This window comes from Saccharothrix coeruleofusca (genome assembly GCF_017876325.1).
Classification (GTDB): domain Bacteria; phylum Actinomycetota; class Actinomycetes; order Mycobacteriales; family Pseudonocardiaceae; genus Actinosynnema; species Actinosynnema coeruleofuscum.
Genome location: NZ_JAGINV010000001.1, coordinates 3,685,129 through 3,710,466, shown reverse-complemented (window position 1 = coordinate 3,710,466; position 25,338 = coordinate 3,685,129). Strand labels below are relative to the sequence as shown.

The 25,338-nt window shown below is 72.7% G+C and carries 22 protein-coding genes and 1 pseudogene; 16 read left to right on the top strand and 7 right to left on the bottom strand.

Going from position 1 to position 25,338, the window contains the following annotated elements; all coding sequences use genetic code 11:
- The first annotated feature begins 2 nt into the window (after positions 1-2).
- Positions 3-320, top strand: a complete 318-nt coding sequence (locus JOF41_RS16745; protein WP_209620082.1) for an antibiotic biosynthesis monooxygenase family protein — start codon at positions 3-5, stop codon at positions 318-320.
- Positions 321-369: 49 nt separating this feature from the next.
- On the opposite strand, the gene JOF41_RS16740 is transcribed toward JOF41_RS16745, so the two are convergent.
- Positions 370-1,131, bottom strand: a complete 762-nt coding sequence (locus JOF41_RS16740; protein WP_189225184.1) for a 2OG-Fe dioxygenase family protein — start codon at positions 1,129-1,131, stop codon at positions 370-372.
- A gap of 520 nt (positions 1,132-1,651) precedes the next feature.
- On the opposite strand from JOF41_RS16740, the gene JOF41_RS16735 reads away from it, so the two are divergent.
- Both JOF41_RS16735 and JOF41_RS16730 read left to right on the top strand, forming a co-directional pair.
- On the top strand, positions 1,652-4,324 hold the full coding sequence (locus JOF41_RS16735) for a P-loop NTPase family protein (RefSeq protein WP_209620079.1): 2,673 nt from the start codon (positions 1,652-1,654) through the stop codon (positions 4,322-4,324).
- 5 nt (positions 4,325-4,329) lie between these two features.
- Positions 4,330-5,262: a phosphotransferase gene (locus tag JOF41_RS16730; RefSeq protein WP_209620076.1), complete on the top strand. Its 933-nt coding sequence runs from the start codon at positions 4,330-4,332 to the stop codon at positions 5,260-5,262.
- A 19-nt stretch (positions 5,263-5,281) separates the two neighbouring features.
- On the opposite strand, the gene JOF41_RS16725 is transcribed toward JOF41_RS16730, so the two are convergent.
- Both JOF41_RS16725 and JOF41_RS16720 read right to left on the bottom strand, forming a co-directional pair.
- Complete coding sequence (locus JOF41_RS16725; RefSeq protein WP_209620074.1) at positions 5,282-5,923, bottom strand: hypothetical protein; 642 nt, start codon at positions 5,921-5,923, stop codon at positions 5,282-5,284.
- A gap of 129 nt (positions 5,924-6,052) precedes the next feature.
- The gene (locus tag JOF41_RS16720; protein ID WP_189225188.1) at positions 6,053-6,712 is read right to left on the bottom strand and encodes a helix-turn-helix transcriptional regulator; all 660 of its coding nucleotides are present in this window, start codon (positions 6,710-6,712) and stop codon (positions 6,053-6,055) included.
- Between the two features lie 240 nt (positions 6,713-6,952).
- Between JOF41_RS16720 and JOF41_RS16715 the strand changes: the two genes are divergently transcribed.
- The 9 genes from JOF41_RS16715 to JOF41_RS16675 all read left to right on the top strand — a co-directional run bounded on the left by JOF41_RS16715 (position 6,953) and on the right by JOF41_RS16675 (position 16,699).
- A complete protein-coding gene (locus JOF41_RS16715; RefSeq protein WP_189225189.1) occupies positions 6,953-8,476 on the top strand; it encodes an XRE family transcriptional regulator in 1,524 nt (507 codons plus the stop codon).
- Between the two features lie 31 nt (positions 8,477-8,507).
- On the top strand, positions 8,508-10,766 hold the full coding sequence (locus JOF41_RS16710) for an ATP-binding protein (RefSeq protein ID WP_189225190.1): 2,259 nt from the start codon (positions 8,508-8,510) through the stop codon (positions 10,764-10,766).
- A gap of 244 nt (positions 10,767-11,010) precedes the next feature.
- Positions 11,011-11,652, top strand: a complete 642-nt coding sequence (locus JOF41_RS16705) for a DJ-1/PfpI family protein (RefSeq protein ID WP_307867714.1) — start codon at positions 11,011-11,013, stop codon at positions 11,650-11,652.
- A complete protein-coding gene (locus tag JOF41_RS16700) occupies positions 11,649-12,668 on the top strand; it encodes an ABC transporter substrate-binding protein (RefSeq protein ID WP_209620068.1) in 1,020 nt (339 codons plus the stop codon). Before JOF41_RS16705 ends, JOF41_RS16700 begins: the two co-directional genes overlap by 4 nt.
- Before the next feature lies 1 nt (position 12,669).
- A complete protein-coding gene (locus tag JOF41_RS16695) occupies positions 12,670-13,764 on the top strand; it encodes a FecCD family ABC transporter permease (RefSeq protein WP_209620065.1) in 1,095 nt (364 codons plus the stop codon).
- Positions 13,761-14,600 (top strand): ABC transporter ATP-binding protein, encoded by an 840-nt coding sequence (locus JOF41_RS16690; RefSeq protein WP_209620062.1) that lies wholly within the window; start codon positions 13,761-13,763, stop codon positions 14,598-14,600. Before JOF41_RS16695 ends, JOF41_RS16690 begins: the two co-directional genes overlap by 4 nt.
- 176 nt (positions 14,601-14,776) lie before the next feature.
- Complete coding sequence (locus tag JOF41_RS16685; protein WP_244991206.1) at positions 14,777-15,736, top strand: alpha/beta fold hydrolase; 960 nt, start codon at positions 14,777-14,779, stop codon at positions 15,734-15,736.
- On the top strand, positions 15,733-16,275 hold the full coding sequence (locus tag JOF41_RS16680; protein WP_189225194.1) for a cupin domain-containing protein: 543 nt from the start codon (positions 15,733-15,735) through the stop codon (positions 16,273-16,275). The genes JOF41_RS16685 and JOF41_RS16680 overlap by 4 nt, the downstream gene beginning before the upstream one ends.
- 43 nt (positions 16,276-16,318) lie before the next feature.
- Positions 16,319-16,699, top strand: a complete 381-nt coding sequence (locus JOF41_RS16675) for a winged helix-turn-helix transcriptional regulator (RefSeq protein ID WP_209620058.1) — start codon at positions 16,319-16,321, stop codon at positions 16,697-16,699.
- Positions 16,700-17,101: 402 nt separating this feature from the next.
- On the opposite strand, the gene JOF41_RS16670 is transcribed toward JOF41_RS16675, so the two are convergent.
- Positions 17,102-17,434 (bottom strand): nuclear transport factor 2 family protein, encoded by a 333-nt coding sequence (locus JOF41_RS16670; RefSeq protein ID WP_189225196.1) that lies wholly within the window; start codon positions 17,432-17,434, stop codon positions 17,102-17,104.
- A gap of 142 nt (positions 17,435-17,576) precedes the next feature.
- On the opposite strand from JOF41_RS16670, the gene JOF41_RS16665 reads away from it, so the two are divergent.
- The 3 genes from JOF41_RS16665 to JOF41_RS16655 all read left to right on the top strand — a co-directional run bounded on the left by JOF41_RS16665 (position 17,577) and on the right by JOF41_RS16655 (position 22,370).
- A complete protein-coding gene (locus JOF41_RS16665) occupies positions 17,577-18,089 on the top strand; it encodes a winged helix-turn-helix transcriptional regulator (RefSeq protein WP_209620055.1) in 513 nt (170 codons plus the stop codon).
- A gap of 298 nt (positions 18,090-18,387) precedes the next feature.
- Positions 18,388-19,257 carry an SDR family NAD(P)-dependent oxidoreductase gene (locus tag JOF41_RS16660; protein ID WP_189225198.1) on the top strand — a complete coding sequence of 290 codons (870 nt, stop codon included), beginning with the start codon at positions 18,388-18,390 and terminating at the stop codon, positions 19,255-19,257.
- 371 nt (positions 19,258-19,628) lie between these two features.
- Complete coding sequence (locus JOF41_RS16655; protein ID WP_189225199.1) at positions 19,629-22,370, top strand: type 1 periplasmic-binding domain-containing protein; 2,742 nt, start codon at positions 19,629-19,631, stop codon at positions 22,368-22,370.
- A 49-nt stretch (positions 22,371-22,419) separates the two neighbouring features.
- Here the strand turns inward: JOF41_RS16655 and JOF41_RS38615 are convergent, their stop codons facing one another.
- Together JOF41_RS38615 and JOF41_RS38610 are read right to left on the bottom strand one after the other, a co-directional pair.
- Positions 22,420-22,650, bottom strand: coding sequence for a hypothetical protein (locus tag JOF41_RS38615; RefSeq protein ID WP_209624253.1), 231 nt, complete (start codon positions 22,648-22,650; stop codon positions 22,420-22,422).
- A gap of 277 nt (positions 22,651-22,927) precedes the next feature.
- Positions 22,928-23,548 (bottom strand): annotated as a pseudogene (locus JOF41_RS38610) (FAD-dependent oxidoreductase); the annotation flags it as partial.
- 87 nt (positions 23,549-23,635) lie between these two features.
- On the opposite strand from JOF41_RS38610, the gene JOF41_RS16640 reads away from it, so the two are divergent.
- Entirely contained in the window at positions 23,636-24,301 is a 666-nt protein-coding gene (locus tag JOF41_RS16640; RefSeq protein ID WP_189225201.1) for a TetR/AcrR family transcriptional regulator, read from the top strand.
- Positions 24,302-24,386: 85 nt separating this feature from the next.
- On the opposite strand, the gene JOF41_RS16635 is transcribed toward JOF41_RS16640, so the two are convergent.
- On the bottom strand, positions 24,387-25,250 hold the full coding sequence (locus tag JOF41_RS16635; protein ID WP_189225202.1) for a DUF4394 domain-containing protein: 864 nt from the start codon (positions 25,248-25,250) through the stop codon (positions 24,387-24,389).
- Positions 25,251-25,338: the final 88 nt, after the last annotated feature.

Below are 25,338 nucleotides of genomic sequence, written 5' to 3'. Positions count from 1 at the left end.
CCGTGTACCGGGTCATGCTGAGGATGCGCGTGCGGCCCGGCGGCACCGGGGTGTTCGAGGAGGTCATCGCCGAGGTCGCGGCGGCGGTGGCGGCCCGGCCCGGCAACCTCGGGCAGCGGGTGTTCCGCGCCGACGCCGGGGGAGCCGACGGCCCGGCGACCTACTACGTGTTCAGCGACTGGGTCGACGAGGAGGCGTTCCGGGAGCACGAGCGCAGCGCGGAGCACCGGGAGCGCATCGCGCGGCTGGGCGCGGTGCGCGAGGAGAGCGCGATGACCACGATGACGCCGGTGGCGCAGTGGGGCGCGCCCGCGCTGTGAGCGCGGACCACCCCGGCGCACCGCGGGGTGGTCCGCCGCCCGCGGCGGGTCACGCCCCCGGCCCGCCGCGGTGGAAGTCCACGATCATGACATCTCGGGTGCCCGCGACGTCATTCGTCCGAGGGCATATCGGGGTCACGTCGTGCAGAACCCTGGCGTCGTCCACGTAAAGCGTTTCGGCGGGCCGGGTCATGGTCCGCTCGTGGAGGACTTCACCGTCCAACGAGTAGATCCTGGTGGCCCCACCGCGGCAGCGGTAGTCCACCACGTGCACCGCGAAGGCGTCGTTCCCGTCGCGGTGCACGCCTTCCGGCGTGGGAGTGGCGGGAGGACCGCCGCTGGTGATGCGGAAGAGGTGGACCTCGATCTCCCACGCGCCGGTGTGCGACAGGGCCTGCGACACCACGGTGCAGTCGAATTCGACCAGAGCGGTGAAGATCCGATGATCGCTGGTCGCCGCCTCGATGGCGGAGTAGTGCCGCTGGATGCCGCCCGCGTAGCCGTTGTGCTGCAGGCTCTGGTGGTAGGGGCCGTGCGGCCGCTCGCGCAAACCGCTGTCCGAGGAGATCCGGAACCGTCCGTACCTCCTGCTGCGGAACCTCTCGCCCTCCCTGAGGTAGCCGTCGACCGGGAGGCGCTCCCACGCGGTGCCGAAATTCCGCCACGCATCGGGGCAGCCGGTGCACTCGAGCACCTCTTCGGGCTCGACGAAAGCGAAACCCTCGCGCCGCAGGCGCGGAACGACCTCGGCGGCGATGCGCGCGCCGCGCGGCGGGGGGCGACCGGAGGGCGAGTCCTGTGGTGCGACCATCGAGCTCCCTTCGGGTCGGACCGCTCGCGGGCCGTGCTGCGGTGTATCGCGGTGTACCGAGGTGTAGCGCGGCGGCGAGCGAGCGCATGACGGCGTCGACTCGTGTCGACTGGAGAGAGCAATGCTGCTCCCCGGCGGGAGTTTTTGTCGACGGATCCCCGACCTAATCACTCGCACGAAGTAGTTGACGTCGATGTTCTCCGTCGATCGGGTGGCTTACTCACCTCTTGAAGTGTTGCTTCCGGCGTTCGCTGATCGTCGCAAAGCGACTGATCGTCCCGGTCGGGTGAGACCACGATTCGCTGATTGATATGAATATTCTTCTGTGAACACTCCGTGCCGCATTCTTGCGGTCAATGGGCGGTGGGTGGTTGGGATCGGCTTCCTGGACTGGTGCGATACAGTCGTGCCGACGGGATGGGCGGCGCGCGTCCACGAACTCCTCGTGTGCTGTCCTCACATCGTCGAACAGGTCAAAGTCGGTTTCAACCGGTTTCCACGTGACGGGGGTGTGCTCGCCGTGTCCCGATCAGACTTGCGGGCGCTATTCCACTCCAACAGCCGTGAGCTCAAGGCGGTGGACGTTTTCACCGATCGGGAGGACGAGTGGGCTGCGGTCATCCGGAGCCTGGAGAACCTGACCGCCGCCACCGGCGCGCCGGATTTCGACGTCAACGACCTGGAATCGCCGCGTCGCAACGTGCTGGTCTTCTACGGTGTCGGCGGAATCGGGAAGTCCGCCCTGTCGCGGGAGATCGCCGAGCAGTTGGCGGGCCAGCCCGACGGCCCGTCCCAGTGGTCCACGCCCGATCCGCCGCTGGCCAGGACGGTCCCGGTGCGGATCGACCTGGCCAGGCAGGCGGGCGTCGACTTCGAGTCCGTCGTCCTCGCGGTGCGCTTGGCCCTCACGGCCCTCGGCCGCCCGATGCCCGCCTTCGACCTCGCGTTGCGCCGCTATTGGGAGCACAACCACCCCGGCGAGCCTGTCGAGGAGCACCTGCGCGGGTACGCGACGTCGAACCGGGCGGCCAGGTCGCTCTCCTCCCAGATGCAGTCCGTGCTCGCCGACGTCGCTCAGGCGCTGGGCTTCCCCGCCACGATCGGCGCCCTGATGGGCAAGGGGCTGCGGACCCTGGTGCGGACCCTGCGCGACCGCAAGCGGCACGGGCTGGCGCTGGCCGAGTGCCACCGGCTCCCCGACCTGCTGGAAGCGGACCCGAACCTGGACGTGCTGAGCTACTGCGCCCACCTGCTGGCCTGGGACCTGGCGCACCTGCCCCGCGAGCACGCCGCCACCCCGGTGGTCCTGCTCGACACCTTCGAGGACGTCAGCGATCGGGGGCAGCGGGACCACGAGCGGCTGATCCAGCGCATGGTCTGGCTGATGCCCAACGCCCTGTTCGTCATCACGGGGCGCAACCGCCTCCAGTGGGACGACGAACGCCTGGAGGGGCAGTTGGACTGGGTGGGCACCCGGTGCTGGCCGCTGACCGCGGTCGGGGCCACCGAGGAACCCCGCCAGCACCTGGTCGGCCACCTCTCCCGCGACGACTGCGAGTCCTACCTGGCGAACCGGCTGAGCCGGGACGGCAAGCCGGTCATCCCGCCGGAGATCCGCGAGGTGATCGCCCACCGCTCCCGAGGGCTGCCGCTCTACCTGGACCTCGCGGTGATGCGGTTCCTCAGCCTGTACCAGCGGTCGGGCGACGTGCCGCGTCCCGAGGAGTTCAACCACGACTTCACCGCGCTGGTCGCCCGCGCCTTCCGGGACCTCACCACCGAGGAGCGCCACGTCGCCCGCGCGGTGAGCCTGCTGGACTCCTTCTCCGTCCCGCTGGCGGCCGCGGCGGCGGGGTTGTCCCAGGAGGGGCCGGTGCTCCGCCTGATCGAGCGCCCCGTCGTCGACAGCGACCAGGGCGCGGTCCGTCCCCACCGCCTGCACGACCTGGTCCGCTCCGCGATCCTGGAGGCCGACTCGACCGGCGCGGACCGCTGGAGCCCGGCGGACTGGCAGCGGGCAGCCCAGCGCGCTTTCGACGCGCTGGGGCGCGAGTGGCGGGCGAGCAGCCGGACCGCCGACCGCAGGTTGCTGGTGGACTGCCTGCTCCAGGGATTGCGGTTGGCGCGCGACTTCGACCTGGACCTGGCGTGGCTGGTCGACGCGGCCTTCGCCTACGTCCAGGACTGCGTGTGGGAGCCGGTGGTGCTCCCGCCGCCCTCCGTCCAGGTGCCCGACGACCCGGTGGCCCAGGACAACCCCGCCGCCGCGCTGGCGGTCGCGCTCACCGCCATCGCGGGCAGGCAGCGCGGACACCGGCGGAGCGCGGCCGAGCGGTTGCGCGTGGTGGTCGACTCGGGGCGGCTGCCCGTCGAGCTCGCCGAACTGCCGCGCTACTTCCTCGCCGAGTGCGATCGCGACCTGGGCAACTTCGCGGAGTCCTTGGCCGGAATGCGGTGGGTGGTGGACCACGGCAGGCGGCTCGCGCCCAGCGCCACCCGCGGGTTGCTGCACCTGTCCCGCAGGCTCGGCCACTTCCGGCAGGCTCGTGCCCTCTGCGAGGCGCTGGGGGCCGAGGGGCGCGGGCACCGGGCTTCCGGGGAGATCTGGTGGCCGCACGGGCACATGACCAGGGCTTGCGCGTCGTTCGCGCACGGTCGTGAGGAAGCGCTGCGCCGAGGCGAGCACGGCGAAGCCGCGCTCGCCCAGGCGTGCCTGGCCTTCGCCGCCGCGTTCCAGGACCGCCACCGCGCCGACGAGCAGATCGAACGGGCCGAGCGGATGCTGGCAGGCGCCGCCATCCGCTGGGCGGAACTGCAGGTCAGGATCGCGCAGCTGCTCCGCAACGCGGGGGACGGCGACGACCTGCCCGCCGAGGCGACCGCGGTGGCGGCTGAAGCCAAGGGCAGCGGCTTGACCTCGTCGGTGGCCTACGCGTGGCTGGCCCTCTGCTTCCACATGGCGGTGCTCGACTCCGGGGGAGGGGTCGAGGCCGCGCGAGCGCGTCTCCGGGAGCACGTCAACGGCGCGGAGTTCGCCTACCTGTTGGAGATCAGCCACATGATGACGGGGACGGCTCCCCCGGCCGACCTGCCGCTCGCGGACTGGGTCGACGGCGCGGCGGCGGCAGGCGCCCGGTGGCGGCAACTGGTCCTGGACCGGCGGCAGGAGATGACCGCCGTCAGAGGGAGTTGAGTTCCGTGGCCACTTACACGTCCTTGGACGACATCGACGTCCGGGCTTTCGCCCGCGACTACGGGCTGTCCGACCCGCGCCTGGAGCCGCTGGCGGGCGGCGCGGCCAACTCGAGCTTCCTGGTGCGCTCGGAACTGGGGCAACACGTCCTGACGGTTCTGGACAACCACGACATGTCCAGCGCGGTGGTCGTGGCCCGCCTCATGCGCGCTCTCGTCGAGCGCGGTGTGCCCACGACCGAAGTGGTCCCGGACGCGCGAGGCCGGTTGGTGTCGGTCGTGGGCGGCAAACCCGCGGTGCTCAAGCGCTGGATCGACGGCACCGTCCTCGATCCGCTGCCCGACCGCCTCCTGCCCGAGGCGGGCAAGGTGCTGGCCACCCTCCACGAGGTGCCCACCGGTCTGCCGGGACTGCCCAGCGGAACCCGGCGGCTCTCCGCCGACCAGCGGCACCGCATCGGCGACTTCGCCGACCGGGACTTCAGCCTGTGGCTGACCGGGCGCCTGGCGCGGGTCCGGGCCGAGGACGTCCACCGCGTTCCCGTGGTGGCGCACGGCGACCTGTTCGCCGACAACGTGATCGTCCGCCCCGACGCGAGCCTGGCCGTCATCGACTGGGAAACGGCGTCCCTGGACGACCCCCTGCTCGACCTCGGCATGGCCGTCGTCGGACTCGCCCGGACGGGGGACCGGCTCCCCGCCGGTCGGGCCGAGGCGCTGATAGCGGGCTACACCAGCGTCCGCCCGCTCACCGCCGACGAGCTGGCCGCCGTGCCCACAGCGATCGAGCACGCCGCCCTGATCATCGCCTTCCACCGCTACTACCGCCACAACGTGCGCTTCCCGAACCCGGACAGGGCGGACAGCCACCAGGAGATCGTCCGGTTCGTCCACGAGCTGGCGGACTTCCGCCCCGTTCCGGTCGGGACAGGCGCGTGATCGGCGAAGGGGGGTCAGCTCACCGGCACGGCGGGCGGTAGCCGTTGACGCGCAGCCCGCGGAAGGCGAGCCGGTTCGGGGTCTTGCCGACGAAGACGAGGCCGCGCGCCTCGGCCACGGCCGAGGCGAACGAGTGCGACGGCTCGCCCAGCTCGGGCAGCCACGTCCAGCCGTCGGGGGCGAAGCTGAAGAACCTGCGCACGAGCCTGCCGTCGGTCGAGGGCACGCGGGTGAGCCACTGGGCGCCACCGCTCCAGCGCGAGGCGGAGCGCAACTGGACGTAGAGGTCGTCGGTGGCGCTGTAGGTCAGCCAGAAACCGGCCGAGTCGGACAGGTCGGCCTGGGCTTCGAACTGGTTGCCCAGCCACACCACGGCCACGTGCCACTCGGTGCCGAGGAACTCCACCCTGGCCGCGTACCCGTGGCGCTCGCGCACGAGCAGGCTGCCGGTGGCGGGCACTGTGGTGCCCTCGCCGGAGGCGAGCCACTGCTGGAACCGGTCGATCGACGGGGTCGCGCACTCGTGGCCGCGTCGGGCCGGGGTGTCCGCGTGGGCGACCGCGGTCGAGCCGACGAGGCAGAACGCCACCGCGGCGGCGAGCGCCGCGAACGTCCTGGTGAAGGCGACCGCCGCGGCACCGTGCGTAGAAGCTCCGCGCATTCGCCGGAAACTAGCACACCGACCGGCGCGGTGGTGATCTCGCCGGGGGCCGTCGGAGCCCCGGCTCCCGGATCGGGGGAAAGCCCGTTCCGCCTGCCCCACCACCGGTCCCGCGTCCGTCAGGGGACCTCAGATCACGCCCTGGCGCAGCGCGTAGGCCACGGCGTGGGTCCGGTTGCGCAGGTTGAGCCTGCTGAGCAGGTTGTGCAGCACGTTCTTGACCGTGCGCTCGGAGTAGACCAGCTTCTCGGCGATCTCACCGGTGTCGAACCCGTCCGCGAGCAGCCGGATCACGTCCACTTCGCGCGGGGTGAAGCCGTTGGGGCCCAGGCCGCGCGGGTCGGAGGCGTTCTCCTGCAGCTCCTTGAGCGCTTGCAGCATCGCGCCGAGCTGTTCGGGGGGCAGGTCGCCCCGGCCCTCGTGGGCGTCGTGGACGGCACGCGCCAGCCGCGCCTGATCGCCGGCCTCCGTGCGCGGCACCAGGACGACCAGTCCGCGCCTGATGGCGGTCCAGAGCTCGACCCGCCGCAGGTCGTCGGCGATGATCACGAGGCGCTTGATGTCCGGCGGGAGCAGCTCTCGCAGGCCTGCGTCGGCGACCGCGACCGTGACCTCGGCCTCCGCAGGCTCGTCGACCGGCTCGACGCCGGTGGCGACCTGGAACATCGCGCGCAGGCCCGAGGCGACGAGCGGGTCGGTCGCGTGAACCGAGACCCGGACGGAGGCACGACGCGCATGTCCGCCCTGGGTGTGGCGGCGGTCGATCGGCCAGGCGGTGTGCGAACTCATGTCCACAGCGAACACGGCCGTCCTGCCTGGACACCAGCTCTGCCGGGCGGCAGCTTCTCGGCGGGCGAAAGCTGCCGGTCCGGCCGCGGCGCGCGGTGCCGGTCGGCCGGGTCGGTCGCCTGGTCGGGGGGCTGCCGACCGGTGGTCCCGCGCGGTGACCGTCCGGTTACGCCCAGCGCTCGGTTTTCCGCGGACGGAGTCTGCCGGTTGAATACACGTGTGCTCAAGGCGGACGAGACGATGCCTGCGTTCGGTCAGGCGCTGTTGGGGCACCGGCGGGCGGCCGGTCTGTCGCAGGCGGACCTCGCCCGCGCGACGGGGATGAGCGTCCGCGCGCTGCGCGAGCTGGAGCGCGGGCGGGCGAAGTCGGCCCAGCAGCGCTCGGTCGCGCTGCTGGCCGAGGCGCTGGCGCTCAGCGGCGGCGAGCGGGAGCTGTTCCTGGCACTGGCGGAGCAGGGCCGTCGCCGCCGGAACCGGCCGGTCGACCCGGCGGTGCTGCACTCCCTGCCGCTGGTCACCGACCTGGTGGGCCGCGAGCGGGAACTGCGGGAGCTGAACGAGCTCAGCGCGCGGTCCTCGACCGGGGTCGTGGTCGTCACCGGCCCGCCCGGCGTGGGCAAGACAGCGCTTGCCGTGGCGGCGGCGCACCAGCTCGTGCGGAACTTCCCGGACGGCTGCCTCGCGATCGACCTGAACGGCGTCGGCGACCGGCCAGTGGCGCCGCGTGAGGCCCTGCGCAGGCTGCTGGTCGCGCTCGAGGTGCCGGGCGACCGCGTTCCGGAGGGGGAGGACGAGCGCGCCGAGCTGTTCGGGGTCCTCCTGCGGGAGCGGCGGGTGTTGGTGCTGCTGGACAACGCGCTCGACGAGGCGCAGGTCCGGCCGCTGCTGGGCGCCGGTCCCGGCGGCATGACGCTGGTGACCTGCCGTCGCGCGCTCAGCGGGCTCACCGCGGCGCACCGGATGACGCTCGTGCCGCTGACCCCGGCCAGCGCGGTGGAAGTGCTCGCTTCCGCACTGGGGGAGGACGTGCGGCGGACGGCGCCGGAGGCGGCCCTGGAACTGGTGTCCTGCTGCGGGAACCTGCCGCTGGCCGTGCGGATCGCGGGCAACCGCCTCGCGACGCGTCCGCACTGCTCACTGGCCCACTTCGCGGAGCAGTTGCGCGACGAGGAGGTGCGGCTGAACTCCCTGTCGGCGGGTGACCGCCAGGTGCGGTCGGCGTTCGAGGTCTCCTACCGGCGGCTGTCCCCGTCCGCGCGCCGGGTGTTCCGGCGGCTCGCGGCGATCCCCGGTGACGGCTTCGACGCCGAACTCGCCGCGGCGGCCACCGGTGTGCCGCCGAGCCAGGTGGGCGCCCCGCTCGACGAGCTCGTCGAGGTGTCCCTGCTGTACCGGGTGCCGGAGGGCCGCTTCCGGTTCCACGAGCTGATCCGGCTCTACGCGGCGGAAGTCCTCGTGGACGTGGAGCCGGTGCGGACGCGGGAGGAGCTCCGCGACGCCCTGCTCGCCCAGTTCGGGCAGCGCGACCGGGACGAGTCCGGAGCTGCGCCCGACACCGGTGCGGGGACGATCGGCGACGACCGCGGGCGGGCGCTCCCGCACGTGGGTCGCGGGATGGAGCTGACGAGGCTCTGTCGCGGCGGGGCGAACCCGGTGGCGGGTGTCCCGGAAGCCCGGACGCGGGCGGTCCTTTCGCCTGCCCGCTCGGCGGACACGCGCCGTCCGGGTGGCGCGGGCGGTGTCGCGGGTTTGCTGTCGTGCTGATGGCGGCTGGTGCGCTGGTTAGGTTGGAGCGGTGGACGACAGGACGGACACCCCGTCGCAGTTCGGCGAACTGCTGCTGAGGCACCGGCGCGCGGCCGGTCTCAGCCAGCGGGCGCTGTCCCGGTTGTCCGGTGTCAGCGAGCGCGCCCTGCGTGAACTGGAACGCGGTCGGGCGCGCGCGGCGCAGCGCCGCTCGGCGGAGGTGCTGGCCGACGCGCTGGGGCTCGCGGGCGACGCCCGCGCCGAGTTCCTCGCCGTCGCGCGGGAGGGACGCAGGCGCACCGCGCGGGAAACCGCCGCGGGCGCGGCTGAGCTGCCCCCGCTGCCACCCGACCTGGTCGGCCGCGAAGCGGAGCTGCTCCGGCTGCGCGACCTGGTCTCCGCCCATCCCGCCGTGGCGATCGTGGGACAGCCCGGCGTCGGCAAGACCGTGCTGGCGACGTTCGCGGCGCAGCAGATGCGCGACCAGTTCCCCGACGGCTGCTTCGCGGTCGACCTGCGCGGCGTGGACGAGCAGCCGCTGCCGACGCGGGCGGTCTTCGAGCGGTTGCTCCGGGCGCTGGAGGTGCCGCAGAACGAGATCCCGGCCACCGAGGCCGAGCAGTCCGGGGTGTACCGGGCGGTGCTGAGCAGGCGCAAAGCGCTGATCCTGCTGGACAACGCCGCCAACGAGGCGCAGGTCCGCCCGTTGCTCACCGCGGCGCCGGGCTGTCGCACCCTGATCACCTGCCGCCGCACGCTGGCGGGTCTGGAAGGGGTGCGCTGGCTCCAGCTCGGTCCGCTGGCTGACTCCGACGCCACCGCGCTGCTGCTGTCCATCGTCGGGGGCCGGGTCCGGGCCGCGCCCGGTGAGGCGGCGGAACTGGCGGCGCTGTGCGGCAACCTGCCGCTGGCGCTGCGGATCGCGGGCAAGCGGCTGGCCACCATGCCGCACTGGTCGCTGGACTACCTGGCCGGTCAACTGCGCGACGAGCGCATCCGGCTCACCTCGTTGTCGGCGGTGGACCTGCAGGTGCGGTCGGCGTTCGAGGTGTCCTACCGCCGCCTGTCACCCGGCGGCCGCACGGCGTTCCGCCGCCTCGCGGCCGTGCCCGGCGAGGACTTCGGCGTCGACCTGGCCCGGGTGGCGACCGGGATGACCGCCAGGCAGACCCACGCCCACCTCGACGAGCTGGTGGACGCCAGCATGGTGCTCCTCTGCGGGGAGCAGGGCAGGTTCCGCTTCCACGACCTGATCCGGATCTTCGCGCGGGAGCGGTGGGAGGCCGAGCACGACCAGGCCGAGCGCGACCGGGTCACCGAGACCGTGCTGCGCCACCTGCTGAGCACGGCGTGCGCGGCGGGAGCGGTGTTCTTCCCCGACGGCGCGCGCAGCGACGAGTTCGCCTCGCTCGACCAGGCGCGCACCTGGCTGGAGCAGGAGGCCGCCAACTGGCTCGCGGCGGTGCGGGAGGCGGCGCGGCGCGGCTGGCACCGGGAAGTGCTGGAGCTGGCCAAGTCGATGCACTGGTACTCCGACGACCACTGGTTCACCGTGCCGTGGGAGGAGGTCTTCGGCGCGGGCGTGGCGGCGGCGCGGGAGCTCGGGGACCGGTCGTCCGAAGCGCAGCAGCTCAACTTCGTCGGCTGGGCGGTGCGGCGGGAGATCCCCGCGCTGGCGGCCCACGAGCAGGCGTTGCGCGTGGCCGTCGCGGCCGGTGACGAGTTGGAGCAGGTCTGGGCGCTCGGCTACTGCGGTTCGATCTACGCCAAGCTCGGCGACGGGGAGCGCGCGCGGGAGGCTCTTCGGCGGGCCGTGGCGCTGTCCGCCCGGTTCGACTTCTGGACCGTCCAGCTGCCGGTGCGCCACCGGTACGGGAGGCTGCTGCTCCGGCTCGGCGAGGCCGGGGAGGCGCTGACCGTCATGCTCGACCTGCTGGCGCAGGCGGAGGCCAACAGCGCGGGCGAGCTGCCGCTGCCGCGCAGGCGGCTGGTGGTGATCCTGATCGAAGGAGTCGCGCTGTGCCTGCACGGCATGGGGCAGTGCGAGCAGGCGGCGGACATGTTCACCAGAGCCGGCGCGGCCTACGTCGAGAACGGCTCGAAGATGCTGGAGGCGTACGCGGCGCTGCGGGAAGGTCGTTGCCGGATCGACGCGGGTGACCACGAGCGGGCCGCCGCGGTGCTCGGACGCGCGCTCGCCCTGTACGCGGAGCTGGCGATGCCCGAGGAGCACGCCCAGGTGGAGGCCGAGCTGGCGCGGCTGCCCGGAAGCGGCGGGCGGGAAGCGCCCGCGACCGGGTTCCGCTGAGCCGCTCGCGGTCAGCGGCCGGGAACGAGGACCCCGCACGGGCTGGCGGTCGCGGTGGCGGCCTGCGGGAACTGATCCGGATGCGGTGGCGACTACTCCTACGAACGGCTTGGAGCGCACCCGGAGCCGTGGCGGGATTCGCTCCGGTGCCCGCCCACCCGCCCTCTTCCGGGAGTCGCGCCGAGTGGCGACCGCCGGTCGCCGCGAGCCGACACGACAGCGGTGAGGAGTTGCAGTCTTGCGCGTGGACATCGCCGTCTTCGACGGCATGGACGACTTGGACGTGGTGGGGCCGTTCTCGGTGCTGAGCCTGGCGGGCCGCGCCGGTCTCGGCGTGGCGGTGCGGCTGACCGCGGTCGCGGGGCCGGCCAAGGCGACCACCCAGGGCGGGTTGACCCTGCACGGGGGCCCGTGGGCGCCCCGGAACGCGGACGTGCTGATCGTGCCGGGAGGCGGGTACGCGACGGGTGGAACGGTCGGGGTGCGCGCCGAGATCGTCGACGGGCGGCTGCCCGCCGCGCTGGCCGCGGCGGCCCGGCCCGGCCTGGTCTTCGCCTCGGTCTGCACGGGCGCGCTGCTGCTGGCGGCGGCAGGTCTGGTGACCGGGCGGCCGTGCACCACGCACCACCGGGCCGTCGACGACCTGGCCGCGGCCGGTGGCGAGCCGGTCGAGGCGCGCGTGGTCGACGACGGCGACCTGGTCACCGCGGGCGGCATCACCTCCGGTCTGGACCTGGCGCTGTGGCTGCTGGAGAGGTTCCGCGGGCCGGAGGCGGCGGGCTTCGCGCAGCGGGTCCTGGAGTACGAGCGCAGGGAACCGCTGTGGCGCTCCGGGCGGCACGAGTCGCGGACTGCGGCCGACGAGCGGGAAGCGAGCGCTTGGTGAGGCGAGCACTGCTGGTCCTGGGCGCGGTGCTGCCGCTGCTCGCGGTGACCGCGTGCGGCGACGCGCAGAGCCGGTCCTCGGCGGGGGCGGCGTCCTCGGCGACCGGACCGGTCACCGTCGAGGACTGCGCGGGCCGGGACGTCACGTTCGGCACCACGCCGGAGCGGGTGGTGGCGCTGGACGGGTACGCCGCGCAGGCCCTGGTCCGGCTCGGCTTGGCGGACAAGGTCGTGGGCACCGGCTTCCCCGCCCCGTTCGCCGCGGACACCTCACCCCACCGCGAGCAGCTCGCGAAGATCCCGGTGCTGTCGGACAAGCCGCCGGTCACCGAGGTCGTCGCGGCGCAGCGGCCGGACGTGGTGGTGACCGCCTTCTCGGCGTTCGGCGGTCCACCCGGCAGCCCGAAGGACGCCGACCTGACCACGATGGGCGTCAAGGGGCTGACCGCGTGCATGCCCGAGGGCGGGGACGCGGGCGGTGGCGGCGCGCTGACCGACCTCACCCCGACCTACGACTACCTGCGCAAGCTCGGTGCCGTGTTCCGCGTCCCCGACCGCGCCGAGCAGGTCGTCTCGGAGCTGCGGGCACGTGCGCGGGCGGTGGCCGACCGGGCCGGTCCGGCGGGGGCGAAGCCCCGCGTGCTGGTGCTGCAGGACAACCCGGTGGCGGGGCAACCGATCCAGACCGCGGGCGTCAACACCATCGCGCACGCCCTGATCACCATGGCAGGCGGGCAGAGCCTGTTCACCGACATCTCCTCGATGCACGCGGAGGTCTCGCCCGAGCAGGTCGTCCAGCGCGACCCGGAGGTGATCTGGGTCGTCACGGACTACACCTTCGCCAAGGTGAGGGGGCCGGAGCTGGTCGACGCGGTCAAGGACAACCCGCTGCTGGCGAACACGACCGCCGCCAAGCGCGGGAGGATCGTCTCGACCTCGCAGTTCCGGGTGTCCTTCCCCAGCCCGCTCAACGTCGACGGCCTGGAGCAGCTCGCGACCCAGATGCGCGGGGGCTGACATGACCACCACCATCGACGAGCTCGCGGCCCCGGACGCCTCCCGCGCGCGGCGGCCGCGCGCGGCGGTCCTGCCCTACCCAGCCCTGCTCGCGGTGCTGGCCGCCGCGCTGGCCGGGTCGACGCTGCTGGCCACCGGTGTCGGCCCGGTCGGTGTCCCCGCCGACGAGGTGGCCCGCATCCTCGCCCACCACCTGACCGGTGGCGGTGACACCGCGGCCACCAGCGACCTGATCATCTGGCGCATCCGCTTCCCGCGCGTGCTGCTCGGCGCCGTCGTGGGCGCGGGCCTGGCACTGGCCGGGGCCGTCGTGCAGGGCGTCGTGCGCAACCCGGTCGCCGACCCGTACCTGCTCGGCCTGTCGCACGGCGCCTCGGTGGGCGCGGTCCTGGTGCTGACCACCGGAGTCGCGGCGCTGGGCGCGCTGACCCTGCCGGTGGCGGCGTTCGCCGGTGCCGCCGCCGCGATGGCGGTGGTGCTGGTGATGGCCCGCCACCGCGGTCGGCTGCTGCCGGTGCGGCTGATCCTGGTCGGCGTGGCCATCGGGCACCTGTTCGCCGGGGTCACCTCGTTCGCGCTCGCCCGCACCGACAGCTCCGCCGCCCAGCAGCAGATCATCTTCTGGCTCCTCGGTGGGCTGTCCGGCGCGCAGTGGGCCACCTTGCCGGTGCCCGCCGCGGTGGTCGCGGGAGGTGTCGCGCTGCTGCTGGTGCGGGCGCGGCGGCTGAACGCGCTGGTGCTCGGCGAGGAGGCGGGAGCCGCCCTCGGCGTCAACACCAGCAGGCTGCGCTGGTACCTGCTGATCCTCACCACCCTGGTGACCGGCACCGTCGTCGCCGTCTCCGGCGGGATCGGGTTCGTCGGGCTCATCGTGCCGCACCTGGCCCGGATGCTGGTCGGTGCCGACCACCGGCGGATGCTGCCGGTCACCGCCCTGCTCGGCGCGCTGTTCCTGCTGTGGGCCGACGTGGCCGCGCGGATGCTGATCTCGCCGGCGGAGCTGCCGATCGGCATCCTCACCGCGTTCCTCGGCGTGCCGTTCTTCCTGCTGGTCATGCGGGCTCGCGGCCTGGCCACCCAGGAGAGCGCGTCATGAGGCTCGACATCGACGCCGTCTCGGTCGTGCTGGGGGGCCGCCCGGTCCTCCACGAGGTCGACCTGACCGTGCACCCAGGGCAGTTCACCGCGCTGGTCGGTCCCAACGGCAGCGGCAAGTCCACCCTGCTGCGCGCGGTCTACCGCGCTCGCCGCCCGGACGCGGGCGCGGTCCGGCTCGACGGCCGCGACCTGTGGGCGATGCCCGCCGCCGAGGCGGCCCGGCACACCGGCGTGCTCATGCAGGAGCAGCACACCGGGTTCGAGTTCACCGTCGCCGAGACCGTGGCCCTGGGCCGCACTCCCCACCTCGGGCTGTTCGACAGGTTCACCCGCGCCGACCGGGCGGCCGTCGACGAGGCCGTGGAGCGCACCGGCCTGACGCCCTACCGGGACCGGAGGGTGGGCGAGCTGTCCGGCGGCGAGCGCCAGCGGGTGCTGCTGGCCCGCGCACTGGCCCAGCAGCCCCGGCTGCTGGTGCTGGACGAGCCGACCAACCACCTCGACATCCGCCACCAGCTCGACATCCTCGAACTCGTCCGCGACCTGGGCATCACCGTGCTGGCCGCGCTGCACAGCCTGGATCTGGCCGCCTGCTACGCCGACACCGTCGCCGTGCTGCGAGCGGGCCGCGTCGTCGGGCACGGCAGGCCCGAGGAGGTGCTCACCCCGACCGCGATCGCGGAGGTGTTCGACGTGGACGCCACCGTCCACCACGACGGTGGGGCCACCAGGTTCGCGCTGCGACCGCGCTGCGTGTGCCCCGAGCAGCTGTGCCACTGGAGCTGCCGCACCCGCAGGGCCGCCGCGCTGACCGAGACCACCGACGTCCGGTGAGCCGCACGCCCGACCGAGGCACCCGCGGTGCCCGACATCAGGTGGTGACGGTGGTCACGGGCAGGAAGTGACGACCGCGCGGAAACCGCTGACAGCATCTCGCTAGCAAGAAACTAGCTACTAGCGGGCCGCTTGCCGCGCTCCGGACCGGCGTTCACCCTGTCGGTGTGGAAGAAATGCGGTACATCAACGCCAACGGGGTGAACCTGGCATTCACCCGGAGCGGGACCGGGCCGCTCGTCGTGCTGTTGCACGGTTTCCCGGAGAATCACCACTCATGGCGCCACCAGGTCGAAGCGATATCCGCCGCGGGTTTTCAGGTGATCGCTCCGGATTTGCGGGGTTTCGGGGAGAGCGGTCGCCCCGAGCGGGTGGAGGACTACTCCGTCGTGCACTACGTGGGGGATGTGGTCGCGCTGATCGCGGCGGCCGGGGCCGACCGGGCCGTCGTGGTCGGCCACGACTGGGGCAGCGTGCCCGCCTGGGGGCTCGCGATGATGCGGCCCGACCTCGTGCGCGGCGTCATCGGGATCAGCGGACCGCCGATCCCGAGAGGACCGGTCGGCATGGCCACCGGCTCGAAGGGCGTGTTCCCGGACGGCAGGCGGTTCTACCTGGACTACTTCCAGGACCAGGGGGTGGCCGACGCCGAGTTCGACAGCGACCCGCGGGCGACGTTGCGGGGGATGCTGCACACGCTGAGCTACGAGAACCCGGCCGACGACGTCGACCAGCGGATGGTGGTCCGCCCCGGTGCGGGGATGCTCGGCACGTGGCGCGACCCCGGACGACTGTCCGACTGGCTGTCCGAGCGGGATTTCGACGCTTTCGCGCGCCCCTACGAGGTGCACGGATTCACCCCTTCCCTCGCCTTCTACCGCAATCTGGACCGCAACTGGGAGTTGACCGCGCCGTTCGAAGGCGTCCGGTTGACCGCGCCCGCCATGCTCGTCCTGGGGGAGCGGGACGTGGTGCGATTCATGCCCGGTGTCCCGGAACTCGTCGAGCGGCTCCCGGACGAGCACCCCGGTTTTCGTCGGACGCTGGTCGTTCCCGGCGCCGGGCACTGGGTGCAGCAGGAGCAGCCCGAAATCGTGTCGAAAACCATCATCGAATTCCTCGAGGAGTTGTCATGACCTTCTTCCCGCCCACCGCCGACGACCCCGCCTGGACGGCCCGCCGCGCCGTGATCGTGCCGAGCGGGGAAGGCGAGACCAGGGTGATCAACGGCGACGTCTTCACCGTGAAGCTCAGGGCCGCGCTCTCCACCGGCTCCCTGGGGTTCCTGGAGGCCGACGTCCCACCGGGCATCGGCGCCGACCCGCACGCGCACGGCACCGAGGACGAGGCCTTCTACCTCGTCTCCGGCGACGTCGAGTTCCTCAACGGCGACACCAGGCGGCTCTGCCGCGCGGGCGACTTCGTGTTCATCCCGCGCGGCACCCGGCACGGCTACACCAACGTGGGCAGCGGGACCGCGAAGCTCCTCGTCTTCTTCACCCCCGGCGGCGCCGAGGACTTCTGGCTGGAGGTCGGCGAGCCGCCGACGCCGCGGAACATCGGGGTGCCGTGGAACGAGGAGCAGTTCAAGGCGATCGAAGACCCCCTGCGGCGGTACAACATGACGATGTACCCCGAGGAGTTCGCTCCTCACCGGCGCAATGGGAAAGAGTGAGCGGACGCTTCGCGTGGCGCTCGCATCGCGGTAGCATCGCGTGGTGAGCGCGAATGCCGAAAGGGCCTGGCCCACAGCGCACGACGACGAGCGCTGTCGGACTTTCGTCCCACTGCTGGAACTGGTGGGCCGCCGCTGGGTGGGATTGATCATCCTCGCCGGAATGCGCGGTGCCGAACGATTCGGCCAGTACCGGGCGATGGTCGGCGGAATTTCCGACAGCGTTCTGTCGCAGCGGTTGAAGGAACTGACCCGGTGCGGGCTGATGAACCGCACGGTCGTGCCGACGACCCCGGTGACCGTGCGCTACCGGCCGACGGCCGACGGCGTCGCGCTGGTCGCGGCGCTGCAGCCGCTGATCGATTTCGCCAACCGGACGCGGCTGTTCGACGCCGCCCCGGCGGACTGCTCGACCGGCGGCTAGGCGATCGCCATCCGCCCTGGCGGGGAGAGGTGTCATCGAGCTCCTGCGGTCACTGGGGGGTCAGGAAGTTCCAACCGCCGAACCGCGGCAGCGAGCAGCTGATCTTGCCGCCGGTGAAGTCACCGGGAGTGGAAAGGCACCCGCGAACCGGTGGCGGCGAGCCCGAGGGGTGAACCGGGCGACGCTGTGGCGGCAGTGCCGCGGACGCGCCTGAGCAAGCTTTTCTCCTTTTCTTCCGGTGAACCGGGTCGCCACGCCCGCGCCGGTCCGGGGCAACCCGCCGATAATCGCACTGCCACCTACTCGCCGGGTGGTGCCTCGCGGCGCAATTGGGCAAATCGGATCACCCGCGCCGGGGCAGGATTCGACGGCCGCCCTGGCCGCTGCGCGTTCCCGATTCGCTCAGACGCGGATGCGCAGCACCTTCACGTGCCGCTCGTCGAACCGCTCGAAGTGGAACCTCATGCCCGCGATCGGGCTGCCGGGGAAGTCGCCGGTGATCGTGCAGGTCACCACCAGTCCGGTGGCGGCCGGTTCGACACCGGTGACCACGTGCTCCACGAGGGGGACCTCGGCGCGCCAGGCCCGGATGGCGTCGATGCCCACGTGCTCCCGGCCCTCGTCCTCGACGAGGGCGTCATCGGTGAACAGCTCCAGGTACGCCTCGGTGTCCGGGGAAGAGGCGCGCTCGAAGTAGCGCTGGATGATCCGGGGTGCGGTGATGGTGGTCGTCATGCCGGTCTCCTGTTCGTGCGGGTGGAGCTGCGGTGGGCGCACCGCTGACGTCGGTGGCGCGGTCGCCGCCAGGGCACCCTGTGACTGCTAGAATAGAAGCGAATGACTTCGATGTTAGCAGTGACTCGTGGGAGGTCAACACGTGGCGGCGAAGATCCGACTGGAGGACCGCGAGTGCCCGCTGTCGACGGCCCTGGGCTACGTCGGCGAGTGGTGGACGCTGCTGATCCTGCACGACTGCTTCGACGGCTACAGCCGCTTCGACCAGTTCCAGGACAACCTCAAGATCTCCACCAGCATGCTGACCAGCAGGCTCAAGACCCTCGTGGCCAACGGGCTGCTGGAGAAGAAGCCGTACCAGACCAACCCGGTGCGGTACGAGTACGTGCTGACCGAGCTCGGCCGGTCGTTGCGCCCGGTGGTCGTCGCGCTCGCCGCGTGGGGGAACGCCCGGCTCGATCCCGCCGAGCGCAGCATGATCCTCGTCGACGCGGAGACCGGGGAGGAGGCGGAGCCCGTCCTGGTCGACCGGAAGACCGGGCGGCGGGTCGACGGCGACGACTTCGTCTTCACCGCGGGCCCCGCCGCCAGCGCCGCCTTCCGGGACCGCTACGCCGCCACCGCCGAGGCGGTCGGCGGGCGGTCGGGTCGGTGACGCCGACGGCCTCGGATCGCCGCTGACGCGACGTCGCCGCCGACGTCGTCCGTTCACTGTGGATGATCGGCGGTCGGTGCGCCGGGCGTGGTGGACCGCCGTGCGCGGCGGGGCGGGGTTGCTCGCGTCGGGAGTGGCTGCTAACTTAGAAGTCACTTGGCCGTCGCATCGACGGCGACTCCCGCTGCCCGTGGCATCGGGGAGATCCGCTCCGCGCGGGCAGGCGATCACCTTCGGCAGGGGTGCCGCTCCAGCGCGCCCGACCGGCCCGCCTCCCGCGAATCACCCGGAGGAACGCATGAAGACCTGGTTCATCACCGGTGGCACCCCTGGCGGGTTCGGCATGGCCTACGCCGAGGCCGCGCTCGAACTGGGCGACCGCGTCGTGCTGACCGCCCGCCGTCCCGACGAGCTGGCCGAGTGGGCCGACGGCCACGGTGAGCGGGTGCTGGTCCTGCCCCTGGACGTGACCGACGCCGAGCGGGTCCGGGCCGCGGTCTCGACGGCCGAAGCGCGGTTCGGCGGCATCGACGTGCTGGTCAACAACGCGGGGCGCGGCTGGTACGGCTCGGTGGAGGGGATGGACGAGACGGCGCTGCGCCGCCTGTTCGAGTTGAACTTCTTCTCGGTGGTCACCACGACCCGCGCGGTGCTGCCGGGGATGCGGGCCCGGCGCTCCGGGTGGATCGTCAACATGTCCTCGGTGGCGGGGCTGCGCGGTGTCGTCGGTTTCGGCTTCTACACCGCCGCGAAGTTCGCGATCGAGGGGCTGACCGACGTGCTGCGCCAGGAGGTCGCGCCGCTGGGGATCAAGGTGCTCGCGGTGGAGCCGGGAGCGTTCCGCACGCGGGCCTACGCGGGGTTCGCCGACGAGCCGGTCGAGGAGGGCATCGCCGACTACCGGCCGATGCTCGAATCCGTCCGGGCGGGCATGGTCGAGCAGGACGGCAAGCAGCCGGGAGACCCCGAACGCGGCGTCCGCGCGGTCATCTCGGCGATGGGGTGGGAGAACCCGCCGAATCGGCTGGTGCTCGGTGCCGCCGGGCACGCCGCGGTCGTCGAGCAGTTGCGGACCGCCTTGGCCGAGGTCGAAGCGGGGGAAGCGCTTGCCAAGGCCGCGGACTTCCCCGCTGACCAGGTGTCGCGGCAGCGCTCGCCGGTGGCCTGACCGGTCAAGGCCGGACCGGGCGGGTCGCTTTCGCCGGAATCGCGAGGCGCACGAATGCGGGTTCGCTGCCACCGTGCTCTGTCTGCGGCTCGCCGCAGGTGCGCGCGGACATGTCGAAAGTAAGGAATTCACTCGTTCGGCTGATCAATTCCACTCTGCGTAAAATTCGCGACAGCACGGGGCCTCATCAGGGGGAAGTGGCGGGATGGGCGCCACCCGGGAAGCGGCACGAGCAGGCCCGAGCGCCCGTCCGGCTCCCCGCGATCGTCCGGCCACGCCGTTCCGGCGCACGTGAGCGCGCAACAACCGGGTCGACCCCGTGATACAACGGTTGAACCCCGAAAACCGCCGCAGTAGTGAGTGGGGAGCCTTTGTCCAATCCCGTGTTCCGCGGTGTCGACGACCTGCTGACGCTGGTGCGCAACCTGGTGCGCAGGCCGCGCTTGTTCGAGCGGGACCGCGAACTCGGCGTGCGCGGTGACCTGCCGCTGCCGCTGGTCTGCCTGGTCCGCGAGCCCGGCGCGGACGGTTTCCTCGCCCGCCTCGACCAGGCGCTCGACGCCAAGCTGCCGAAGGTGCCGCACGTGCTGGTCGACGTGGCCGAGCCCGGCGAGCGCTCGGAGGCCGTGCTGCCGCTGCTGCACCAGCTCCACGTCAAGCTGCGCGACCAGCAGTTGGGCCGCAACCCGCTCCGGCGGTTCGACCACTACGAGCTGGCCCACCACCTGACCGGTGTGGAGCTGCCGCCCCGGCAGGTCAAGCGGGAGGAGCCCGTCGAGACCGCGCTGCGCGCGTGGAGCAGCGGCTCCCCGCTGTCCGGCCCGGCGGCCGAGGTCGCGGACAAGGCCGGGGAGCGCGCACAGCTGGTGATGGCGCTGGCGAAGTTCGCCGGACGCCTGATCGGCCTGTACTGGGGCCGCGACCGCGTCCCCGGACTCGGGCGCGAGCGGCGGTGGTTCATGGGCCAGCCCTACATGGTGCCCAGGCACTCCCACGACTTCCTCGACTTCGCCGCCCGGCTCACGCGGGAGCGCCGGAACTTCGAGAACCCCGAGCAGGTGCGCAAGCTGCTGGTGCACGCCTTCCTGGAAGACCTGCGGGTGGCCTACCGGCGCACCAGGCTGCGGTTCCTGCCCCGCCGCCGGGGACTGCGGCGCACCGCCTACGTCACGGTGCTGCTGGACAACGTGGACGCGCCGGGTGGCTGGGAACTGCTGCGGCTGGTCAACGAGGTGCGCAACGAGACCGGCCAGCTCGACCCGCTGCTGATCATCACCGCCAGCCGCGAGCAGCCCGCTCGGCTTGCCGAACCGCCGGGGCCGAACAAGCCGAGCGTGGCCAAGAAGGCGCTGCGCGCCTGGAAGGACCGGTTGCCCAGGCGGCGGCAGCTGCTCGCCGAGGACGCCCGCTACCTCTTCGTCACCCTGCCCGGTGCCGTTCCGCCCGACGACGCCGGGCTGGACGACCAGGACAGGCAGGCGTGGGAGTCCGAGGCGCGCGAGCAGCCGAGGCCGGAACCGCGGCTGGCGCGCCGGGGCGTGGGGGAGATGATCGCGGTCTGCACGCTGCTGGCCGCGCTGGTGGCGCCGGTCATGGCGATCAGGGACCACTGGCGCGCCGACTGCGCCTTCTTCGGCGCGGTGTCCGGTGGTGTCGCCACCGCGCTGGCCCGCATCGGCGGTCACGACCAGTGCGTCGGCTACAGCGACCGCGACAGCCAGGTGTTCGGCACGAACGCGCGGCTGCGCCTGGCGCAGGAGCACGTCTTCGCGCAGAACCGGATCGCCGAGCGGCTGCACCGGGACGTCCGCGGCCGCCCCTACGTCAGCCTGGTCTACTTCGCGGGGCTGACCGCGAACGACAGCGCCCCGGCCACCGAGCACTCCGTGGCGGAGGAGCTGGAGGGCCTGGTGATCCGCCAGCGCGAGCAGAACACCACCACCTCCACGGCGGAACCGCTGCTGCGCGTGGTCGTCGCCAACGGCGGCACCGGGATGGCCGCCGCCGCGACCGTGGCCCGCGACATGATCGTCCCGCTGACCCGAGCCGATCCGAGCATCCTGGGCGTGGTCGGCCTGGACCGCAGCGTCGCCCAGACCGAGGAGGTGATCGCGGAGCTGGGCAGGCACGGCATCCCGACGCTGGGCACCACGCTGACCAAGGTGGGGCTGGGCGAGCTGTCGCCGCTGTACTTCCAGCTGGTGCCCGACAACGGCAAGCAGGCGGAGCTGCTCAGCGAGTACGCGCGCCGCATCGGGGCGACGGCGGTGACGATCTACCACCCGCCGGTCAACGGGCCCAACACCTACGTCACCTCGCTGGTCCAGGTCATGCGCGACCGGCTCGGCGGCACCGGCGTCGGGGTGTCCACGACGGGGTGGGACGACTCGCCCACCGACCTGCCCTCGCTGTGCGCCGACCAGCGCGACCGCAGCCGCGAGATGGTGTTCTACGCGGGGCGGGAGGACGACTTCGGTGACTTCCTGCGCACCGTGCGCCGCAACTGCGCGGACCCCACCGCGCTGCCGCACATCGTGGCCGACGACGCGACGTCCCGGTTCGTCGCCCACGCCCCTGGCCGGGCCCAGAACGAGTTCAACGGCCTGAGCATCTCCTACGTCGGGATGGGCGGGCTGGTGGTGCTGGCGGGGCAGCGCTGCGTCGAGGGCAGGTCGGAGTCGCTGGCGGGCGGGGCCTCCGCTCTCGACGCCTTCTGCGCGGGGTACCGGGAACTGCGCGAGGAGCTGGCGTCGCTGCCCGCCGAGGATCGTCCCGTGATGCGGTGGCCGGGGGAGCGGGTCGGCGGCCTCTACGACACGGCTGGTCTGTTCGTGGACGCGGTGCTGCGGCTGGGGGCGTCCGACCCGCCGCCGCACCGGGCGGCCGTCGCCCAGGTGTTCCGCGAGATGACCTTCCTGGGCGCGACCGGGGCCATCGAGTTCCGGGAGTCGCGCATCGCCAACGACCGCAACCTCGCCGTGCTGACCATCGCCAACGTCCGCGACTTGGAGGGCGGCGAAGGCGTTCCGCGCTGCGTGCTGATGATCGGCACGCTCTACAGCGCGGACCAGCCCAGGGAGGGCAACGGGTGCCCTCGGCCGCCGGGGCCGTGATCGCGGTGGACCGCGCCGCGCGGTACCCGCGGCGATCAGCCGCCGCGGGTCAGGAAACCCGCTCGGCGGGGGTCAGCATGGCGACCGTGCTGTGGGGCGCCTCCTCGCCGAGCATGATCTCGTAGGTGTCGTCGTTCGCGGCTTCGGCCACGCGCGTGAACATGGCCCGCTCGAACTCGGCGAGGGCGGCCTCCGGGTCGTCGGGGTGCGCGGCGATGGCCCTGCCGAGTTCGGCTCCGTCCAGCATGGCCAGGTTGGCCCCTTCCCCGTTGGGCGGCATGAGGTGGGCGGCGTCGCCGAGCAGGGTCACCCCCGGCACGCGGTCCCAGCGGTGTCCGGCGGGCAGTGCGAACAGGCGGCGCAGGACCGGCGGGGTGTCGCTGCCGGTGATCAGGGTGGTGAGCTCGGGGGCCCAGCCGTCGAACTCCTCGACGGTCCGCGCGGTCACGGTCGCGGCGTCGTCGGGGTCGACGTCGGCGAGCCAGTCCCGCGGCTTCAGCAACTGCGCGTAGGCGTGCAGGGTTCCGCCGCTCTCCCGGTGGGCCAGCAGGCCCCTGCCCGGCGCGAGCGCGAACAGCGATCCGGCGCCGACCGCCGCCGCGGCGGCGGGATGGCGGGCGTCGGCGTCGAACAGGAACGTCTCGACGAGGCAGACGCCGGTGTACCGGGGGGGTGCTGTCGGACAGCAGCGGGCGCACCCGTGACCAGGCGCCGTCCGCGCCGACGAGCAGGTTCGTGACCACGGTGGTGCCGTCGGCCAGCCTGACCTCGTGGCGGCCCGCGCCCAGCGCCCGCACACCGGTGACCTTGCTGCCCCACCGGACGGTGCCGCGCGGGAGCGAGTCGAGCAGCAGTCGTCGCAGCGCGCCGCGCTGCACCTCGGGGCGCGCTCCCGTGCCGTCGTCGGGGCGGTCGAGCAGCACGGTCCCCGTCCGGTCGAGGACCCGGTAGGACTCGCGCCCCTCCAGGACGAGTTCGCGCAATCCCCCGAGCAGGCCCGCCGCGTCGAGCGCCGCTTGGCCGCTCCAGGGCTGGACGTCGAGCATCCCGCCCTGGCGGCGCGTGGTCGGCGATGGCTCCGCCTCGTGGACGGTGACGGGGACGCCGTGCAGGTGCAGCACGCGGGCCAGCACGAGACCGCCGAGACCGGCTCCGATGATCGTGACAGGGGTGGTCATGGGTTCCTCCGGCGCACTTGTTGGATCGGCGATCCAAACGCTAGCACGATTTTGGATCGGCGATCCAAAGCCGGCATGATGAGCGCCATGGCGAAGAGGGCCCAACGGCGCGCGGACGGGCTGTCCAGGGAGCTGATCGTCAAGGCCGCGACCGAGCTGCTGGACGCGGGCGGCGAGGCCGCGCTGACCCTGCGCGCGATCACCGACCGCTTGAGCACCGGCTACGGGGCGATCTACCACCACGTCGAGAACAAGGGCGACCTGCTCGCGGCGGCCACCGACGAGGTCGTCGCGGGCGTGATGACCGGGGTGGTCGTCGACGCGGAGCCGCGCCAGGCCCTGCGGGCCGTGGCACTGGGCCTGTTCGACGCCATCGACGCCCACCCCTGGGTCGGCGCCCAGCTGTCCAGGGAGCCGTGGCGTCCCGCGCTGCTGGAGGTCTACGAGCGCGTGGGCGGACTGCTCCACGCGCTCGGCGTGCCCGAGCGGTCGATCTTCGACGCCGCGGGCGCGCTGGTGAACTACGTCCTCGGAGTCGCCGGGCAGAACGCCGCGAACGCCAGGCTCCTCGCCTCCGGCGAGGCGGACCGGGCGGTGGTGCTGTCCACCGCCGCCGCGCGGTGGGCGCGGCTCGACCCCGACAGGTACCCGTTCGTGCACAAGGCGGCGACGCGGCTGCGCGAGCACGACGACCGCGAGCAGTTCCTCGCGGGCGTGGACATCTTCCTGGCCGGTATCGCGGCCCTCCGGTAGAGCGGTCCGGCAGGCCGCCGCCCACCCGGACGCGGCGAGCCCGCCTCGGGTCGGGGCCGAGGCGGGCTCGCGCTTCCCGCGGCGGTCAGTCCGTGTCGAGGGCGGTGGTGATGTCGGCGATGGCCAGCGGGAACTGGCCCACCGGCGTCACCGCGCCGTTGACCAGGTTGACGGTGTAGAGCGTGGCGTTGCCACCCTTGGGGGCGAACGTGGCGAAGCCGGTCAGCGCGGTCGCCTTGCCGTTGACCAGGTCGGTGTGGATCTCGAAGCCCACGCTGCCGTCCGCGTCCACGCCGAGCTTGCCCAGCGGTGCCAGCAGGCCCTTGTTGGCGGGCGACTGGATGATCAGCTCGTCGCTGGCCGGGCTGATGACGTCCAGCTGGGTTCCGGTGTCCGGGTTGAGGTCGTTGTTGGTGTACGCGGCGGCGGTGACGCCCCTGGTCGGCCCGTCGGCGGGCGGCGTGCTCAGCACCGCGTCCTCGACGGTGCTGTGGTCGGAGAGGTTGTGCCGCAGGTTCTGGCCGGTGTCGCTGACCACCCGCAGCCGGTCCGCCGCGGGGTTGAAGTCGACGCCGAAGTTCCTGCCCTCCAGCGGGACCGACAGCTGCGAGACCTTGGTGAAGACCACGTCGGGTGTCGTGGGCGGGGTCTTGATCGAGTAGATGCCACCGGCGTTGCCCAAGCCGTACATCAGGCCGTCCTGGACGCGGGTGTCGATCCCCAGCAGGGTCTTGTCCCCGGTCAGCCCGGTGACGCTGCGGACCCAGTCCAGCACCTGCGGCTTGTCGGTGGTGAAGGTGGCCATCAGGGTGCCGTCGGCGGTGATCCCGTACGCCCGCACGCCGGGGGCCTGGGCCCAGCCGCTGCCCGTCCCGGCTACCACGACCGCCGCCGTGGTGGACACGACCGCGGTCACCGCCGCGATTGCCTTCCTGGTGGCTGCTCTCATCGGTTCTTCCCCCTGGGGCGTTGGTGGGCTGGGCGGGGTGCGACGGTGTCAAGAAGCTAGCCGGCGGGTCTGGACGCCCATTGGACGT